The 14,583-nt window shown below is 70.1% G+C and carries 13 protein-coding genes; 5 read left to right on the top strand and 8 right to left on the bottom strand.

Translation table 11 applies throughout. The features are described 5' to 3' along the window. Window positions 1-507: 507 nt before the first annotated feature. Window positions 508-1,494, bottom strand: coding sequence for a hypothetical protein (locus JR064_RS15295; protein ID WP_191826860.1), 987 nt, complete (start codon window positions 1,492-1,494; stop codon window positions 508-510). A 291-nt stretch (window positions 1,495-1,785) separates the two neighbouring features. Here JR064_RS15295 and JR064_RS15290 point away from each other — a divergent pair, with 291 nt between their 5' ends. Further along, window positions 1,786-2,577: a transporter substrate-binding domain-containing protein gene (locus JR064_RS15290; protein WP_206230287.1), complete on the top strand. Its 792-nt coding sequence runs from the start codon at window positions 1,786-1,788 to the stop codon at window positions 2,575-2,577. 165 nt (window positions 2,578-2,742) lie between these two features. Beyond that, window positions 2,743-3,213, top strand: a complete 471-nt coding sequence (locus tag JR064_RS15285; protein WP_191826876.1) for a DUF4410 domain-containing protein — start codon at window positions 2,743-2,745, stop codon at window positions 3,211-3,213. A gap of 280 nt (window positions 3,214-3,493) precedes the next feature. On the opposite strand, the gene JR064_RS15280 is transcribed toward JR064_RS15285, so the two are convergent. The 3 genes from JR064_RS15280 to JR064_RS15270 all read right to left on the bottom strand — a co-directional run bounded on the left by JR064_RS15280 (window position 3,494) and on the right by JR064_RS15270 (window position 7,168). Then, a complete protein-coding gene (locus JR064_RS15280; RefSeq protein ID WP_206230286.1) occupies window positions 3,494-5,584 on the bottom strand; it encodes an NHL repeat-containing protein in 2,091 nt (696 codons plus the stop codon). A 78-nt stretch (window positions 5,585-5,662) separates the two neighbouring features. Beyond that, the gene (locus JR064_RS15275) at window positions 5,663-6,214 is read right to left on the bottom strand and encodes an RNA 2'-phosphotransferase (protein WP_206230285.1); all 552 of its coding nucleotides are present in this window, start codon (window positions 6,212-6,214) and stop codon (window positions 5,663-5,665) included. 54 nt (window positions 6,215-6,268) lie between these two features. Beyond that, the gene (locus tag JR064_RS15270; protein ID WP_206230300.1) at window positions 6,269-7,168 is read right to left on the bottom strand and encodes an AraC family transcriptional regulator; all 900 of its coding nucleotides are present in this window, start codon (window positions 7,166-7,168) and stop codon (window positions 6,269-6,271) included. A 301-nt stretch (window positions 7,169-7,469) separates the two neighbouring features. Here JR064_RS15270 and JR064_RS15265 point away from each other — a divergent pair, with 301 nt between their 5' ends. After that, window positions 7,470-7,829: a hypothetical protein gene (locus tag JR064_RS15265; RefSeq protein ID WP_206230284.1), complete on the top strand. Its 360-nt coding sequence runs from the start codon at window positions 7,470-7,472 to the stop codon at window positions 7,827-7,829. A gap of 31 nt (window positions 7,830-7,860) precedes the next feature. On the opposite strand, the gene JR064_RS15260 is transcribed toward JR064_RS15265, so the two are convergent. From JR064_RS15260 to JR064_RS15250, 3 genes are all read right to left on the bottom strand, one after another. Then, window positions 7,861-8,772, bottom strand: a complete 912-nt coding sequence (locus JR064_RS15260) for a CorA family divalent cation transporter (protein WP_206230283.1) — start codon at window positions 8,770-8,772, stop codon at window positions 7,861-7,863. A gap of 157 nt (window positions 8,773-8,929) precedes the next feature. Further along, the gene (cycA, locus tag JR064_RS15255; protein WP_206230282.1) at window positions 8,930-10,309 is read right to left on the bottom strand and encodes a D-serine/D-alanine/glycine transporter; all 1,380 of its coding nucleotides are present in this window, start codon (window positions 10,307-10,309) and stop codon (window positions 8,930-8,932) included. Window positions 10,310-10,433: 124 nt separating this feature from the next. Next, window positions 10,434-11,309: a DMT family transporter gene (locus JR064_RS15250; RefSeq protein ID WP_191826855.1), complete on the bottom strand. Its 876-nt coding sequence runs from the start codon at window positions 11,307-11,309 to the stop codon at window positions 10,434-10,436. Between the two features lie 310 nt (window positions 11,310-11,619). On the opposite strand from JR064_RS15250, the gene JR064_RS15245 reads away from it, so the two are divergent. Further along, window positions 11,620-12,456, top strand: coding sequence for an SAM-dependent methyltransferase (locus tag JR064_RS15245; RefSeq protein ID WP_206230281.1), 837 nt, complete (start codon window positions 11,620-11,622; stop codon window positions 12,454-12,456). A 276-nt stretch (window positions 12,457-12,732) separates the two neighbouring features. On the opposite strand, the gene JR064_RS15240 is transcribed toward JR064_RS15245, so the two are convergent. Beyond that, window positions 12,733-13,626 (bottom strand): LysR family transcriptional regulator, encoded by an 894-nt coding sequence (locus JR064_RS15240; RefSeq protein ID WP_206230280.1) that lies wholly within the window; start codon window positions 13,624-13,626, stop codon window positions 12,733-12,735. An 84-nt stretch (window positions 13,627-13,710) separates the two neighbouring features. Between JR064_RS15240 and JR064_RS15235 the strand changes: the two genes are divergently transcribed. After that, the gene (locus tag JR064_RS15235) at window positions 13,711-14,550 is read left to right on the top strand and encodes an NAD(P)H-dependent oxidoreductase (protein WP_206230279.1); all 840 of its coding nucleotides are present in this window, start codon (window positions 13,711-13,713) and stop codon (window positions 14,548-14,550) included. The last annotated feature ends 33 nt before the right edge of the window (window positions 14,551-14,583 follow it).

The following is a 14,583-nucleotide window of genomic DNA, read 5'->3' as shown; positions in this document are numbered from 1 at the left end:
CGCGGCTGAAGCCGCTCCTACAGGAGAGGCTTGCGGCGAGCCGGCCGGGTGCACTGTGGGGGGACTTCAGTCCCGGCTGCTTCCGAGATCGGATAGCCAGCCCGCTCCGTTCGTCGCGGCTGAAGCCGCTCCTACAGGAGAGGCTTGCGGCGAGCCGGCCGGGTGCACTGTGGGGGGACTTCAGTCCCGGCCGCTTCCGAGATCGGATAGCCAGCCCACTCCGTTTGTCGCGGCTGAAGCCGCTCCTACAGGAGAGGCTTGCGGCGCGCCGGCCGGGTGCACTGTGGGGGGACTTCAGTCCTGGCCGCTTCCGAGATCGGATAGCCGGCCCACGCCGTTTGTCGCGGCTGAAGCCGCTCCTACAGGAGAGGCTTGCGGCGCGCCGGCCGGATGCACTGTGGGAGGGACTTCAGTCTCGACTGCTTCCGAGCGCGGATAGCCGGCCCACGCCGCTTGTCGCGGCTGAAGCCGCTCCTACAACGGCACGCAGCCGGGAAAGCGCCACCGCTACGGCGCGCACGCCGCCAGTTTCTGGTCGGCATACCACAGCGCGCGCCGCGCCAGGTCGTAGGCGCTGTCGGCGGCGCGCGGCAGGGTCTGCTGCGCCAGGATCGGGTCGGCGCCGTGGGCCATGGCCTTTTCCACGCGCTGCAGTTCGTCCAGATTGTCCAGCACCGGCTGCAGCAGGCGGCTGCGCTGCGCCGCCGGGCAGGCCGCGCGGCGCTGCTCCAGTTCGCCGATCGCCTTGCGGATGCGGCGGCTGGCTTCGCCGTCCAGGCCCGGCGCCTTTTCCAACGCGATCGGCGCGGCCTTGTAGGCATCGCCGGTGGCCTCGCTGCCGAGGTCGCCCGGGCGCTCGTGCAGCGCCGGGTTGAAGCGCACGTCCGGCGGCGGCCGCGCCACCGCCGACTGGTGGGTGCTCTTGGGCAGCATCTTCTTCATCGCATCGCCGATGCCCTGCATCGCCACGTCGCCCAGGGTGCCGCTGGTGGCCCAATCCTTGTCGAAGCGGGTGGGCCGGTAGTCGATCGGGTTCGGACGCTCGAGCAGGCGCTTGGCCTTGGCCAGGTCGCGCGGATTGGTGGTGCCCGGCGGGGTGCCTTGCGCCTCGGCGAACGGATCCACCGCCACGCCGTCCGGCAACCGCGCGCTGCCGTCGCGGGTGTACAGCGTGGCGCTCATCGGCGCGGCCTGCGTGGCCACAGGGGCGGCCGTGCGGGTCGGGGGCGGCAGCGGCGCTTGCGCCGCGCGCGCGGCGGCCGGCGCGCGCCGTGCCGCGGCATGCGGCGCGGACTGGGCGGCCTGCGGTGACGGCGGCGGCGCGGCGACCGGTTCCGGGCGCGGCACGAACACCAGCCGCATCGCGTCGTGGACGCGCGGCGGCGGCGCCGCCGGCGCGATCAACAGCAGGCGGCCGAGCAACAGCAGGATCAGCAAGGTGGTGGCGGCCGCGCCCAGGTGCAGCAGCCGGTCTTCCGCAGGCGCAGACGTCACGACGATCGAGATTCCATAGCGAGGTATGCGTCCACCGGAGGATTGTCTCCGGACTCCGCTATGGTGCCGTGAGTTCCTGTGCCGCAACGTGTCAATCGGCGTCCAACGCCGTCATGCGCTGCCACCCGCCGCCGGACTGCGGGTGCAAAACCCCCGCCACGCTTGACGCTGCGCCGTGTCGCGAGGAAACCGGCTAAGGTGGCCGGCGCCGCTGCAGCGACAGCCGGCGTACAGCCAACACGCGTCGCCCCCCTGGTTTGGAGAACGCCCCGTCGTGAAAACCCGTCTGCCATGAAGCACGCAACGATCCGATGGCTGGGCGCCTGCCTGCTGAGCGCCGCCGCGGCGCTCCCGGCCACTGCCGCGCCGTCGCACCTGGACAGCATCGCGCAGCGCGGCACGCTGCGCGTGTGCACCACCGGCGACTACCTGCCCTACAGCCTGCTGCGTGCGGACGGCGGCTACGAAGGCATCGACATCGCCCTGGCGCAATCGCTCGCGGCCAGCCTGGAGGTGCCGGTGACCTGGGTCCCCACGCGCTGGGCGACGCTGCTGCCGGACCTGCTCGCCGATCGCTGCGACATCGCCGTCGGCGGCATCTCGGTGTCGCTGCAGCGGCAGCGCCACGCCTGGTTCAGCGCCGTGCTCGACGTGGACGGCAAGATCCCGCTGGTGCGCTGCGCCGACCAGCAGCGCTATCGCGACATCGCGCAGATCGATCGCGCCGAGGTGCGGGTGATCGAACCGCGCGGCGGCACCAATGAAGCCTTCGCCCGCCGCGAACTGCCGCAGGCGCGGCTGACCCTGTCCGACGACAACACCGCGATCTTCCGCGAGCTGCTCGAAGGCCGCGCCGACGTGATGATCACCGATGCTTCCGAAGCGCGCTTTCAGCAGCGCCGCATGCCCGGCCTGTGCGCGGTGAATCCGCAACAGCCGCTGCAGTACAGCGAAAAGGCGTTCCTGCTGCCGCGCGACGACATGGCCTGGAAGGCCTACGTGGACCAGTGGCTGCACCTGAGCAAGGCCAGCGGCGAGTACCGCAAGGCACAGGCGCCGTGGTTGGGAGATGCGGCGGACTAGCGCCCGCATCGCAGGCAGCCAGTCGCCAGTCGCCGCAGTGCATGGCGCCGGCGGTGCATGCGGAGAGCGCCCGGCGGCCCTTCGCGATCCCGCCGGCAAGGCGCTATGCTGCCGACGCCGGCGGCGATCGCTCCGGCAGAAAGGGACATCGACAAGGGGACACTCATGAAGAACGGATGGAGCGCGCTCGCGCTGGCGAGCGTGATGCTGGTGGCCGGGTGCTCGACCAATAGCGTGGTGCGCCAGAGCTACAAGGCCGCGGCGCCGGAAACCTACTGGTACCAGGTCAAAGGCAACGAAGACACCGATGCCGAAAGCCTGGGCATGTTCCAGCGCCAGCTCGACGAAAAACTGGACGCGGCGCATCTGCGCGGTGCCGAGGGCAGTGCCGACGCGCGCAAGATGACGATCACCATCGACCATTACTACATGCGCAGCAACGGTGCGCGTTTCTGGGCCGGCATCATGGCCGGGCGCGACAAGATCAAGAGCAAGGTCGAGGTCGCGGGCGCAGATGGCAAGACCGCTGCGCGTTTCGATGTCGAGTCGACCAATACCAGCGCCTGGGGCACGTCCGAAGGCCTGGTCGGCCGCCACGCCGAAGAAATCGTCGAACGGCTCAAGCAGCTGCAGTAGGCAGGTGCGCTGGCGATCGCCGTTGTGCGGAGGACGCAACTGGCGTTCTCCGCGCGCGATGACTGTGCCAGAACACGCCCCACACGGGTATTCGAAGGTGACGCAGCGTTGTGGGAGCGACTTCAGTCGCGACGGGCTTTATCGGTAACGCCCGTCGCGACGGAAGTCGCTCCCACAAAAAGGGCGCATGCCTGCAGATCGACAAGAGCATCGGCTCCGGAACGCGCCTCTGCAGATGGCTCAACGTGTCGCGCGCGCATCTCGCCGCGGTGCCCTGCGCCTACTCCAGCGTCACCCGCAGGTCGCGATTCGCAATGGCCTGGTTGCCGCTGTAGTCGCTTGCGGTGATGCGGATCAGATAGTCGCCCGCGGGCAGTGCGCTCGGCTGCCATCGCCCTTCGGCAATGCGGCCGTCGCGCACGGTGTTGGTCACCACGTAGCGGAAGCGGGTCGTGGCGCTGCCGTGCACGGTGATGCCGCTGTCGGCCGCGTACGCCACCTTCACCGCATCGGCATCGGCGGGCATGCGGTCGAACCGGATGCCCGGCTGCGCCGGCGCGGCACCGGGCAGCGGCCGGCCTTGCGCATCCAGCACCTCGTAGCCCAGCGCATACAGGCCAAGGCGCCGGCGCGGCAGGTTGCGATCCACCTGGTCCCAGGCCTCCACCACGATCTGCACGCCGCCGTTGCCGCGCGCCACCCGTACCCGTCCTTGCGTCGCCGGCAGCGCCTGGCCGTTGCCGTCGAACAGCTCGATGCGCTGGATCTGCGGCGGGTAGTGATCGGCGTAGTCGCGGAAACCGAGCAGCACCGCATTGCGTTCGAAGCCGCTGGCGCCCACGCTCAGATGCACATGCGCCATCGCGTTGATCGTGCCCAGCGCGTCGCCGGCGGCGAAGCGGGTGCCGCGCAGCACGCGCACCCGTTCCGGCGCGCCGCTGTCGTCGGCGAGCAGATGGAAGCGCTGCGGATCCAGCAACGCGCCCTGCGCGGTGCGGCCGACGCGCATGTGGATGTAGCCGAGCTGGTCCAGCGCCATGCCTTCGCCGAGCTTGCCCAGCGCCCAGGTCGCGCTGGCGCTGGCGACCTTGGCATCGGCGATGGCGTAGACCGTCTGCCCGACGTCGCCACGGATATCCAGGCCCGCATGCAGATGGTCGCGACTCTCGCCCTGGTAGTTGCCGCGCACCTCGCCGAGCGTGCCGACCACCTCGTGCCAGCCGTCCTGCGGACGCAACGGCCAGCGGCCGTGGGTGATTGGCAGCGGCTGTGCGGCGGCGGGTCCGATCACCACGGGCGCGGCGGCGGCAGCGGCCTGCGGCGTGGTCGGCAGCAACCGGTGCACCCGCGCGCTGCCCGCATCGGTGACATAGACCGCGCCGTCCGCGGCCACGGTCACGCCGGCCGGACGCGCCAGGCGGGTGTCGCTGCGCTCGCCGGACAGCACCAGCACGTGTCCGGTCGAGGTGACCTGCAACACGCGGCCGTCGTCGCTGCCGACGTAGCCGTGGCCATCGAAGGTCAGCCCCAGGCTCAGCGGCCGAGATAGCGGCGACGCCTCGCTGGCGCCGGCCAGGGTGACCACCCGCCCGTCCGGCAGCAGCTGGCGGATCGCGTCGTTGCGCAGGTCGGCGATCCACAGCACGCCGGCGCGATCCACTTTCAGATCGGTCGGCGTATCGAAGCGCGCTTCGGCGCCCATGCCATCGGCATAGCCGGGGCGATCACCGCCGGCGAGCGTGCGCACCTGGCCGTCGCGCTCGATCACGCGGATGCGATCGTTGTAGGTGTCGGCGACGTAGACGCGTCCCTGCGCATCCACCGCCACGCCCATCGGGCCGTTGAAGCGCGCCTGCGCGGCCGGACCGTCGCGGAAGCCGGCCGTGCCGTCGCCGGCCAGCGTCGTCACCACGCCCTGCGCGCTGAGCTTGCGGATCGCATGGTTGCCGGTATCGGCGATGTACAGCGTGCCCGCCGCATCCACGGCGATGCCCGATGGCGTGGCGAAGCGCGCCGCACTGGCGATGCCGTCGGCGAAGCCTTCGGCGCCGCCGGCAACGGTGGCGACCGTGCCGTCGCGGGCGATGCGGCGAATGCGGTTGTTGTCGCCGGCATCGGCCACGTACAGCACGCCGTGCGCATCGACCACGATGCCGTAGGGATCGGCGAAGCGTGCGCGTCCCGCGGCGCCATCGGCCAGGCCGCGCACGCCGTCGCCGGCCACCCACTGCAGCTGCGCCAGCCAACCCAACAACGTCGGCGCCGGTGCGCTGGTGCGCGCCGCGCTGTGCGGACGTTCGCTTCGCCACCAAGCGAACAACGCGAGCGATACCAGCGCCAGCAACAGCAGCCACACCCCGGTCTTTCTCATATCCTGCCCGCGCGACGAATGGTCAGGCACCTTAGACAAAGCGCGCGGCGCAGGGAAGCGCGCGTGCTGGCGGCCTCCCTAAGCGAGCGCGCCTGCGAAATCGATGAACGCCACCGGCACCTGCGCGGTCAGCCAGACGCCGTTGTCGGCGCGATGGAACGCATGCCCGGCCTCGGCCATGGCCTGCGCGCGCACCGTCAGCAACACCGCCCGTCCATAGCGCTGCCCGACCTGCAACGCCGTGTCCGCCGACACCGACAGGTGCACGTGCTGGCGCTGGCCCGGCAGCAGCCCATCGCGGCGGATCGCGTCCAAAAAGCGGGTCGCCGTGCCGTGGTACAGCTGCGGCGGCGGCTCCACGGATGCAAGACCCAGGTCCACCGGCAGCGAATGCCCCTGGTTGGCGCGGATGCGCAGGCCATCGGCGCTGATCGCGAAACGCTGCTTGTCGCTGTCCGCCACCACCCGCTGCAGTTGCGCGGGGGTCAACGGATGCGTGGGCTGCGCCAGCCGCAGCAGTGCGTCGATCGATGCCCAGCCCTGCGCATCGAGCTGCAGTCCGATCGCCTGCGGCTGGTGCCGCAGCACCCAGCTCAGGAACTTGCTCGCGGTCTCGTCGGAACCTTCCATCGCAGCGGCCTCGGCCTGCACTCGGGCCGGGCACGATAGACCACGTCGGCGCGATCAGCCACTCAGGCCGAGCTGTTCGGCCAGGTCATTGCGCGGCGAACGGCCGTACAGGCGGCTGTATTCGCGGCTGAACTGCGACGGGCTCTGGTAGCCGACGCGATAGCCGGCCGAACCCACGTCCATCCGCTCCACCACCATCAGCCGCCGCGCCTCGCGCAGGCGCAGCTGCTTCTGGTATTGCAGCGGGGTCATCGAGGTCACCGCGTTGAAATGGTGATGCAGCGAAGACGCGCTCATGTTCACCTGCCGCGCCAGGTCTTCGATCCGTATCGGTTCGGCGTAGTGCTGGCGCAACCACGCGATCGCCTTGGCGATACGGTTGCTGGGGCTGTCCTCCTGCGCGATGCGCAGCAGGTTCGGGCCGCACGGTCCGGTCAGCAGGCGATACAGGATTTCCTGCTCGATCAGCGGCGCCATCGCGGCGATGTCGTCGGGCTGTTCCAGCAACCGGAGCATGCGCAGCGTCGCATCCAGCAACGCCGCGCTGGCGGTGTTGACCGACACACCGCGCACGCAATCGGCGCTGGCCTGCGCCGGCAGCGGAATGCGTTCGAGCAGGTCGCGCAGCCGGTCCGGGCGGATCGCCATGGCCAAGCCCAGCAATGGCTGCTCCGGGCTGGCCTGGGTGATGCGCGATACCACCGGCAGGTCCAGCGCCACCAGCAGATAGGTGCCGGCCGCGTAGCGGTATTCCTCCGTGCCCAGGCTCAGGCACTTCTCGCCCTGCACCACCAGGGCGAAGCAGGGCCATTGCGCGGTGTGTGCCTTTGGCGAGGGCGCGGTGCGGTAGGAACAGAACAAGCCGTCGATGGCAGTCTCGCCGTCGCCGTCGGGGACGGCCAATCGGGCAATGAGTGCGGCGATTTCTTGATAGCGGTCGGCGAGCGCGGTCATCGGCGTCGGGCGCGGTGGCGGGCAATCCAGGGACATACAGCTTGCCTGATGCTGCGACGGCGCGTTCGCCGCCGCGGCACGGTTTGCAGGATCGGACAAGAATTCCGCGGGATCGCGATAACGCGGCACGGCGCCGCGCTCGCATTCTGTTCAGGCCGGATCCCCCGTCGCGTCTACCGGAGTGCTCCCATGCCCATCCTGCTCCCCTCCTCCCCCACCTGTGCGCCGATCGCCGCCGCCGTGCCGTGCCGCCCGCTTTCCCCACACTGCGCCGCGCCGCGCAAAGCGCAGGGCTGAGCCGATGCAAGCGCATAGCGAAGCCCTGGAAATCACCACCTTCCGCCTGCAGGACTGCACCTGGCGCACCTTCCTGCGCGCCAACGCCGAGGTCGATGCCTGGCTGCAACGCCAGCCCGGCTTCCGCTCGCGGCGCATCGCGCGGCGCCGCGACGGCACCGTGGTCGACATGCTGCTGTGGGACAGCGTGGCGCACGGCACCGCCTCGGCGCGGCGGCTGATGCGCGACCTGCAAGGCGCCGCGATCCATGCACTGATCGATCCGGACACGGTGTCCTGGGACATCGCGCCGGTGCAGCACGTCAGCGGCGAGGAGCGCGACGACAGCGAGGCGGAAACCGAGGCGGACAGCCTCGCCGCCTAGCAATCGCGAGCGCCTGCACCCGCCGCCGCGCTCACACCCAGCCGCGGCGGCGGAACCACGCCAGCGGCAGCACCACGCTCAGCGCGATCACGCCCAGCGCCCAGTAATAGGCGTCGTGCCACTTGAGTTCGGGCATGTGCGCGAAGTTCATGCCCCAGATGCCGACCAGCACCGTCGGCGGAATGCCCACCACCGACGCCACCGCCATCACCTTCATCACGTTGTTCTGGTCCATGTTGATCATGCCCAGCACGCTGTCGAGCAGGAACTCGACGCGGTCGTCCAGATGCTGCTCGAACTCGCCCAGGGTGACCAGGTCCTTGTGCAGCAGGCCGATCCGCTTGGCCGCATCGGCGCCGAACCAGTCCGGCGCGGCGCCGTCCAGGTAGGTGGCCAGGCGCAACAGGCCCTGCCCGGCGTTGTGCATGCCGCCGAGCCGCCGGCCCATGCCGCCGACCTGGCGCAGCATCCGCTCCATGTCGCGCGATTTGTAGGGTTCGTCGAAGACAGCGCGCGTGGTCTCGGTGATCTCCGCCTCCAACGCTTCCAGCCGGTCAGCCAGGCGGCCGACCACCTGACCGAGCAGGCGCAGCAGCAGATCGTCGCTGGTCCGGCACGGGTTCTTTTCCAGTTGCGCAGCCACCGCTTCCAGCGAGTCCATGCGCTGCTCGCGCTGGGTCACCAGCATCCGCGGCGACAGCGCGAAGCCCAGCGGCGCGGTCGGGCCGTCGTCGTCCTGGAAGCGCGGCACGTTGAGGAACAGCACATCGCCCTCGATGCGCACCCGGCTGCTGAACTCGATCTCGCCGATCGCCGCCCGCGTGGGCAAGGCGAACCCCACCTGCCGGTCGGCTTCGGCGAGTTCCTCGCGGCTGGGCTGGCACAGATCCACCCAGCAGAACGGTTGCGCGGAGGTTCCGGCAATGCGGTGGATCGTGATCATCGGGATCGGCTTGATGGCGGGAGGGCGCGAGCATCCTCCGCCGCGGCTGAAGCGAACGTCAACGGCGCAGGCACGCGGCGCGGCGACCAACGCCGCGCCATCGCGCCGAACAGCGCCATCGCCGCGCTACGGCCGGCCCTCGCCACGCTGCCGCCGCTCAGGCACGCGCGCCACCGCGGCGCTTCAACGCATAGCCGATGCCCAGCAGCAGGAACCAGGCCGGGCTGGCCAGCAACGCCTGCCGGGTGTCGTCCTGCAGCGTCAGCAACGCCAGCACGAAGGCGAAGAACGCCAGGCACACGTAGCACATGACCACGCCGCCGGGCATCTTGAACGCCGAGGCCGCATGCAGCTGCGGGCGCTTGCGCCGGTAGGCGATGTACGCGCACAGGATCAGCGACCAGACGAACATGAACAGCACCGCGGCCAGCGTGGTGACCAGGGTGAAGGCGGTGACCAGGTTCGGGATCAGGTACACCAGCAGCGTGCCGCCGAGCAGGCACGCGCAGGAGAACAGCAGGCCGCGCGCCGGCACCGCCGCGCGCGACAGCCGGGCGAAACCGCGCGGCGCATGCCGCTCCTCGGCCAGGCCGTAGAGCATGCGGCTGGTGGAGAAGATGCCGCTGTTGGCCGACGAAGTGGCGGAGGTCAGCACCACGAAGTTGATCAGGCTGGCCGCGGCCGGCACCCCGGCCAGCACGAACAGCTCCACGAACGGGCTCTTGCCCGGCACCACCTCGCGCCACGGCGTCACCGCCATGATCGCGATCAGCGCCAGCACGTAGAACACCAGGATCCGCACCGGGATCGAATTGATCGCCTTGGGCAGGTTGCGCTGCGGGTCGGCGGTCTCGGCGGCGGTGGTGCCGACCAGCTCGATGCCGACGAAGGCGAACACCGCGATCTGAAAACCGGCGAAGAAGCCGCCGACGCCCATCGGGAACATGCCGCCGTCGTTCCACAGATTGGCCAGCGCCGCCACATGCCCCGACGGCGACTGGAAGCCCCAGGCCACCAGCCCGGCGCCGGTGAGAATCAACGCGCAGATGGCCACGATCTTGATCAGCGCGAACCAGAATTCCATTTCGCCGAACAGCTTCACCGTCACCAGGTTCAGGCTCAGCAGCAACAGCACGCACAGCATCGCCGGAATCCACGGCGCCAGGCCGGGGAACCAGAACTGGGCATAGGCGGCGATCGCGATCACGTCGGCGATGGCGGTGATGATCCAGCAGAACCAGTAGGTCCAGCCGCAGAAGAACCCGGCCCAGGGGCCGAGCAGGTCGGTGGAGAAGTCGATGAACGACTTGTACTCCAGGTTCGACAGCAGCAGTTCGCCCATCGCGCGCATCACGAAGAACAGCATCGCGCCGATGATCAGGTACACGAACAGGATCGACGGCCCGGCCAGGCTGATGGTCTTGCCCGAGCCCATGAACAGGCCGGTGCCGATGGCGCCGCCGATCGCGATCAGCTGCAGGTGGCGGTTGGACAGACTGCGCTTGAGATGGTCGGGCTGGGCGGACGGGTCGGACATGGGCGCGGCCATCGGCGGGGACGATCCGACAACATAGAAGATGCGACGCGCACGCGCCAGAGCGCTGCGCACGCGTTGCGCGCGGAAATCGGCACAAGGCGCGCCACACCCGGGCGCCGGCGCGTCAGACGATCTTGGTGCGGCGCCACCACTGCGTGACTTTTTCCTCGCGCACCAGGGTGAACAGCCCTGCGCCCAGGATCAGCGCGATGCCGACCAGCATCGGCCAGTCCAGGTGGTCGTGGAACAGCCAGTAGCCGAAGCCGATCGCCCACAGCATCTGGCTGTACTGGGTCGGCGCGACCGCGCTGACCGGGGCCAGCCGCGACGCGTACATCAGGAAGATCGCCGCCAGCCCCGCGAGCAGGCCATAGCCGGCGAGCAGCACCCATTGCTGCCAGGTCGGCCACACGAAGGTCGGCAGCATCAGCAGCGCCCCCATCAGCAGCGGGCCGAGCACGCCGGCGCCGTACAGGGTCAGGCGCTTCTCGCCCGGCCCGGCCATGCGCAGGCTGATCACCGAGATCGCCCCGACCAGGCCGCAGACGATGGCCGCGACATGGCCCTCGCCCAGGTGCCGGAAGCCGGGCCGCAACACGATCAGCACGCCGATGAAGCCGACGATCACCGCCAGCCAGCGCCGCCAGCGCACCTCCTCCTTGAGCAGCAGCACCGACAGCACGGTGACGAAGATCGGCATCAGGAAGATCAGCGCGAACGCCTCGGCCATCGGCAACAGCGTGAACGCAGTGACCGCCGACAGATTGCCGACCGCGCCGGTGAACGCGCGCAGCAGCCAGATGCTGGGGCGCTGCGCCACCACCACCTCGCGCCAGCGGTCGCCGCGCTTCTTCAGGAAGGGCAGCGCGGCGAGCATCAGCAACGCGCCGAAGAACACCACCTCGTACGCCGGCAGCGTGCCCTCCAGGCCCTTCACGAACGCATCGCTGATCGAATAGGCGGCATAGCAGGCGAAACCGAGCAGCACACCTTTGAGCATCGCGGATCCTGGGCGCTGGCGCCGCGAGCGGCGTCGGCCATTGAGGGGAGAGGACGGCGTCATTATGCGTCGCCATCGCCACGGCCACCATGACGGTTCGCCGCAACCAGCACACGCGAGCCGCGTGCCGCTGTGCGGACTGCTCCGCCGTCGCCGACGATTGCCGTGCGACGCATGCCGACGACCGCAGGCCTGGCACGCCGCGGCCGCGCCAGCGCAGGACTTCGCACCGGGCCTCGGTTACGATGCCCTCCCCCATCTCGACGACCCGGCCTCGCGCAGCGCGCGCTGGCGCATCGCCTCCCTCCACGTGACCCAGTCCTCCGGCCCCCTGCTGACCCGCCCGCTCGCCGACGCGCTGCTTGCCGCACGCGATGGCGGCGCCGCCACCTGGACCGGGTCGCTGGACCTGCAGCGCAGCGAGGGCCAGGCCCTGCTCGCCGCGGACAGCTGGCAGTGGCGCGGGCAGGCGTACCCGTATCCGTCCAGGCTCAAGGACCGCACGATCTACCACTGGGACGGCGAAGACTTCGCGCCGGTGTCGCGCTTCGGCGGCGCGCTGATCAAGCTGGTGCCGACCGAATGGGGCGCGCCGACCTTCGAGATCGACGGCATCAAGATGCTGCCCAGCGCGCAGCTGTCCCCGTTCGAGGACGCGCGGCGCAAGGTCGCGCTGATCGAACCGCGCGGCAAGCGGGTGCTCGACACCTGCGGCGGGCTGGGCTATTTCGCCGCCTGCGCGCTGGAGGCCGGCGTGGCGCAGCTGCACTCGTTCGAGAAGAACGCCGACGTGCTGTGGCTGCGCACGCTCAATCCGTGGTCGCCGGATCCGGCCGCCAGCGAGGGGCGCCTGCAGCTGGCGCACGCCGACGTCGGCCAGGCCATCGGCGCCATCGCCAGCGATTCGATGGATGCGCTGCTGCACGACCCGCCGCGCTTCGGCATCGCCGGCGAGCTGTACTCGCAGGCGTTCTACGACCAGCTCGCGCGGGTGCTGCGTCGCGGCGGGCGGCTGTTCCACTACACCGGCAGCCCGAACAAACTGACCAGCGGCCGCGACGTGCCGCGCGAGGTGGCCAAGCGCTTGGAGAAGGCCGGCTTCCGCGCAGACCTGGCGCTGGACGGGGTATTGGCGACGCGTCGTTAGGCTGTCTCGACTCGATCGTAGTCCTTGCAGGAGCCGCGCCGGGTCGCCTCGGGCCACCGGCAACGGTGGGCCTGACGACATCGGGAAAAAAGCGTCGGGGCTGAAGCCCCTCCTACAGTGGATTCAACCAGCTTGCCATGCCCTTGCTGGCTTGCCGCACGCCCTTGTAGGAGCGGCTTCAGCCGCGACAGACAGCCCATCGCGACCGCTGACCCAACGCTATCCGCAGCCGCTTCCGCACCATGTAAAACACTGGAAAAGGCTGTAGCGCTGCCTTCACACCGAAGCGGCAATCTGCTCGCGCAACCAGCGATGCGCCGGATCGCGATGCACGCGCTCGTGCCAGAGCATGGCCATCTCGTAACCGTCTACGGGCACCGGCGGCGCGCAGACCTTCAGCCCGGGATGCGCGCGCACCAACCGCTCCGGCAGCATCGCCACCAGATCGGTCCGCAGCAACGCGTCGATGACGAACAGGAAATGCGGCACCGACAGCACCACCCGGCGCTGCAGCCCGCGCGCGTGCAGCGCCGCGTCGGTGACGCCGCTGAACCCGCCGCCGTCCGGCGACACGATCACGTGTTCGAGCTTGCAGAACTGCGCCAGCGTCGGGCGCCGCTGCAGCCGCGGATGCCCGGCGCGGCCGGCCAGCACATAGCGCTCGGCGAACAGCGTGCGCTGGCGCAGGTTCGGCGGCGCGCCGTCGCGGGTGTGCAGGGCCAGGTCGATCTCGCCCTGCTCGGCCTGGCGCGCGATCTGCAACGGCGCCATTTCCAGCACCGCCAGCCGCGTGCCCGGCGCCGCGCTGCGCAGCGCCGCCAGCGCCGGTCGCAGGATGGTCGATTCGCCGTAGTCGGTCGCGGCCACGCGCCAACTATTGCCCGCCTGCGCGGGATCGAACGACGCATCCGCCGCCACCGCACGCTGCAGCGCCTCCAGCGCCTGCCGCAGCGGCGCGCGCAAGGCCTCGGCACGCGCGGTCGGGCGCATGCCGCGCGGCCCGGGCAGCAGCAGCGGATCGTCCAGCGCCTCGCGCAATTTCGCCAGGTGCACGCTGACCGAGGGCTGCGACAGGTGCAGGCGCGCGGCGGCGCGGGTCACGTTGTGCTCGGCGAGCAGCGCGTCCAGGGTCAGCAGCAGGTTCAGGTCCAGGCGTCCGAAATTAATCATGGCTATAGCTGGAATTCCCGTAATTCATTTCCACTATAGCGGGCCGCGACCTACCTTGGCGCATCCCAATCGCCGAGATCGCCCATGAACGTCCTGCTGGTCTACGCCCATCCCGAACCCACATCGCTCAACGGCGCGCTCAAGGACGTCGCCGTGCAACGCCTGCAGGCCGCCGGACACCAGGTGCAGGTGTCGGATCTGTATGCGATGCGGTGGAAGCCGACGCTCGATGCGCAGGACAGCCTGGACGGCGCGGCCGGCGATCGCTTCGATCCGTCGCTGGACTCCAAACGCGCGTTCGCCAACGGCCGCCAGAGCGCGGACATCGCCGCCGAGCAGGCCAAGCTGCGCTGGGCCGACGCCGTGCTGCTGCAGTTCCCGCTGTGGTGGTTCTCGATGCCGGCGATCCTGAAGGGCTGGGTGGACCGCGTCTATGCCTACGGCTTCGCCTACGGCGTCGGCGAACATTCCGACGCGCGCTGGGGCGACCGCTATGGCGAGGGCACGCTGGCCGGCAAGCGCGCGATGCTGATCGTCACCACCGGCGGCTGGGAATCGCACTACGCGCCGCGCGGCATCAACGGCCCGATCGACGACGTGCTGTTCCCGATCCAGCACGGCATCCTGCACTACCCCGGCTTCGACGTGCTGCCGCCGTTCGTGGTCTATCGCAGCAGCCGCATGGACGCGGATCGGTTCGCACAGATCCGCGACACGCTCGGCCAGCGCCTGGACACCCTGTGGAGCGCCGCGCCGATCGCGTTCCGCAAGCAGAACGGCGGCGACTACGCCATCCCGGAGCTGACGCTGCGGCCGCAGGTCGCCCAGGACCAGGTCGGGTTCGCCGCGCATGTGATGGGGTGCGAGGAAGCGCGCGCCGCAGCGGCATCGCCCGCGCACGACCAGCCGATCCCTCAGACATGAAGCGCCGCGCTGGACGGTAGGATGGCGCGTGCG

The sequence above is a fragment of the Xanthomonas bonasiae genome (assembly GCF_017163705.1).
In the GTDB taxonomy this organism is placed as follows: Bacteria; Pseudomonadota; Gammaproteobacteria; order Xanthomonadales; family Xanthomonadaceae; genus Xanthomonas_A; species Xanthomonas_A bonasiae.
The sequence above is the reverse complement of the archived record's forward strand: the minus strand, read 5'-3'. Positions and strand labels throughout refer to the sequence as shown.

Coding starts and splice junctions, on each gene's coding strand:
- JR064_RS15290 (WP_206230287.1), top strand. CDS start 1,786: ATGAAGCACGCAACGATCCGATGGCTGGGCGCCTGCCTGCTGAGCGCC.
- JR064_RS15285 (WP_191826876.1), top strand. CDS start 2,743: ATGAAGAACGGATGGAGCGCGCTCGCGCTGGCGAGCGTGATGCTGGTG.
- JR064_RS15280 (WP_206230286.1), bottom strand. CDS start 5,584: ATGAGAAAGACCGGGGTGTGGCTGCTGTTGCTGGCGCTGGTATCGCTC.
- JR064_RS15275 (WP_206230285.1), bottom strand. CDS start 6,214: ATGGAAGGTTCCGACGAGACCGCGAGCAAGTTCCTGAGCTGGGTGCTG.
- JR064_RS15270 (WP_206230300.1), bottom strand. CDS start 7,168: ATGACCGCGCTCGCCGACCGCTATCAAGAAATCGCCGCACTCATTGCC.
- JR064_RS15265 (WP_206230284.1), top strand. CDS start 7,470: ATGCAAGCGCATAGCGAAGCCCTGGAAATCACCACCTTCCGCCTGCAG.
- JR064_RS15260 (WP_206230283.1), bottom strand. CDS start 8,772: ATGATCACGATCCACCGCATTGCCGGAACCTCCGCGCAACCGTTCTGC.
- cycA (WP_206230282.1), bottom strand. CDS start 10,309: ATGTCCGACCCGTCCGCCCAGCCCGACCATCTCAAGCGCAGTCTGTCC.
- JR064_RS15250 (WP_191826855.1), bottom strand. CDS start 11,309: ATGCTCAAAGGTGTGCTGCTCGGTTTCGCCTGCTATGCCGCCTATTCG.
- JR064_RS15240 (WP_206230280.1), bottom strand. CDS start 13,626: ATGATTAATTTCGGACGCCTGGACCTGAACCTGCTGCTGACCCTGGAC.
- JR064_RS15235 (WP_206230279.1), top strand. CDS start 13,711: ATGAACGTCCTGCTGGTCTACGCCCATCCCGAACCCACATCGCTCAAC.